A 1,739-nucleotide genomic window follows, 5' to 3' on the forward strand; every position below is an offset into this window, starting at 1 on the left:
GAACCGCAGGCGGATCTGCGCCGATCGCCGGCGGCCGTCATGCGGCCCAATCTGAAGACGAGACCGAGCACGACACACCCGATTACCTGAAGCACTTCGAGCACTTCGCCGACGGCCGAACAGTCATCCCGTCCGTGATCGGTGGCGCACTCGAAACTGCAGAGCATTGATGGTGGACCTCGGCACCTCACCTGAGGGGTGGAATTTACCTGTCGTCGCCCTGTCACAGGACGAAATCGACTATGTACGTGAGCGACTCGGACTCGATGCGCTTCCCGTGGTTCTCGGTGGCGCGACGGTTCACGGTAGTGCGAGCGCTCACCGTACGGCGATGCAGTCCGCGGCAGATTCACTCTCCGAGCGCGATCTCCTCCCCGGCGGGGAGATCCATCACGACCTCAGTGCCCGCCTGCGCGTCCTGACCCACCCCAAGTGGGAGTTGGCGCTGCGTCGGCATGTCGGCGGAAGCATTTCACGCCTCTGCGTCGCGCAGGGCGAATTCCTTTGTGTCGAAGCGACTTCAACTGATTCTTCGTTCGCATTGCGCAGCGTCACCGCCGAACCGACTGCACCCGTTGTCACCGCGCTCGGCAGCGCCGAAGCAATGCCGATTGCCGTGATCAACGCACCGACCGAGATGCTCAGCCTGGCATTCGGCGCCGGCCCGGATGAAGGCAGCGTAACCTCGGCCTTGATCAACGCCGGAATACCCGAAGACGACGCGCGCCAACTGGGTAGCGCAATCGTCACATGCACCGCCTTCGCCGAATTGGTCGGAATACCACACAGTTTGGGAGCGACGACGCTCATGACCGGCGCAGTGACTGTGTACGACACCTTGTCGGGTCGGCTGGTCGGTTCGACCACTCGGGCCGCCGACGGCACCGAATGGACGTCCATCAGTTCCGGAACATCCCATCGCCTCCGACAAGCCGTGAACGCTCTGGTAACGGAACTCGAGGAATCGGCGCCGGAGACTTCCGGGTAACCTCGGGGCGTCCCTTCAACGCCCGGAGCCTTACTTCAGCATGCAGTTCTCGCGTCAACCGTCGTCACCGGGCGAACAAGGCTCGGTCGCCACGATCGACCGGCCGAACGATGAACGGGCAACAACACCGCACCGACAAGACCTGAACGGACTGCGTGGCCTCGCCATCGGTTTGGTGGTCGTATTCCACGTCTGGTTCGGACGGGTATCGGGCGGGGTGGACGTCTTCCTGGTTCTGTCCGGATACTTCTTCGTCGGCTCACTGGTTCGACGCGCCGAAGCCGGGGGTTCACTCAACCCGGTCCCGGCACTGCGGCGGGTGTTTCTGCGGCTGTTCCCCCTGATCGCGGTGGTCAGCATTTTGACCGCACTGGGGACCGCGTTGCTGCTGCCACGCACACGCTGGGCCGATCTGGGCGATCAACTGATCGCGGTGCTCGGGTTCTTCCAGAACTGGCAGCTCGCCAGCACCGCAAGCGACTACCTGGCCGCCGACGGCTCGGTCACTCCCCTGCAGCACCTGTGGTCGATGGCCGTACAAGGTCAGTTCTATCTCCTGGCCATCGCACTGGTCTCCGTGATCGCTTATGTGGCTTCACGCGTGAATCTCAACTATTTCCGCCCGTCACTCGCGGTCACCCTTCTGGTTCTGACCGCAGGATCTTTTCTCTACGCACTCGCCAAATCTTCACGTCACCAAGCCTGGGCGTACTACGACTCCGGTGCCAGGTTGTGGGAATTGGCACTCGGT

General features: G+C 62.7%; 2 protein-coding genes and 1 pseudogene. All 3 read left to right on the forward strand.

Features of this window, described 5'->3' with window-relative positions; translation table 11 throughout:
• A pseudogene (locus A2J01_RS37500) lies at positions 1–170 on the forward strand (PPE domain-containing protein); the annotation flags it as partial.
• Positions 170–988 carry an ESX secretion-associated protein EspG gene (locus tag A2J01_RS24860; RefSeq protein WP_064113810.1) on the forward strand — a complete coding sequence of 273 codons (819 nt, stop codon included), beginning with the start codon at positions 170–172 and terminating at the stop codon, positions 986–988. The pseudogene A2J01_RS37500 and the gene A2J01_RS24860, both read left to right, overlap by 1 nt.
• Before the next feature lie 40 nt (positions 989–1,028).
• The coding region (locus tag A2J01_RS24865) for an acyltransferase family protein (protein ID WP_156519395.1) at positions 1,029–1,739 on the forward strand (711 nt) is incomplete at its 3' end.

Origin of the sequence: Rhodococcus sp. EPR-134 (genome assembly GCF_001647205.1) — a bacterium.
Taxonomy (GTDB): Bacteria; Actinomycetota; Actinomycetes; order Mycobacteriales; family Mycobacteriaceae; genus Rhodococcus_F; species Rhodococcus_F qingshengii.